This window comes from Aerococcus sp. L_32 (genome assembly GCF_050689315.1).
In genome coordinates this window covers 1-594 of sequence record NZ_JBOEQF010001134.1, presented here as the reverse complement: position 1 = coordinate 594, position 594 = coordinate 1, and the positions used below count along the sequence as shown (strand labels likewise).

Genomic DNA, 594 nt, shown 5'->3' with positions numbered 1-594 from the left:
GTATAGGCTGTGACTTTGTGCGATACGATTTTCTGCCCAGGCGATATCTGAGGTTAGGGTAGAGTATTCGCCGTTTTTGCGAAGAATGGCTCTTAAACGCACTAAGATTTCACTAGAGGTTTTATTGACTTCTTCGTATAGAATGGCGTCGTATTTAGGTGGCAAAACAAAGACGTTTACTAATAGGGAAACGGTCACCCCAAGTAATGACTCAACCACACGGGCGATGGCAGAGGTGATAATCATATCTTGGTCGCGCAGCATAATCACAACAAGGGTAATGGTCGCTAAGGTGATAACGTTGGCCATATTAAGCGCCCGCAAAATCCCAATAAAAATCGTCACGGTCACCCCAATAATAATAGGGGAATTACCGAAAAAGTTCACCATGACTACAGCAACGATACCTCCAAGTATCGCCGCCATAACACGGTTGAAGAAGGTATCGATAGATCCTCTAACAGTTTGTTGTAAACCGATGATGGCAGTAAAGGCAGGGATGACAGGTTCAACAAAGGGTAACCAGTCAGCAATTAAAATACTGAGCATTACCCCAAGACCTGTCTTAAACATCCTGGCACCAAGTTTCATTTT

Annotated in this window: 1 protein-coding gene; it reads right to left on the bottom strand. The window is 43.8% G+C overall.

Features of this window, described 5'->3' with window-relative positions:
• Positions 1-591 (bottom strand): FUSC family protein (locus ACRCJ0_RS18580; RefSeq protein ID WP_431391666.1); only part of this gene is annotated, 591 nt, incomplete at its 3' end.
• Positions 592-594: the final 3 nt, after the last annotated feature.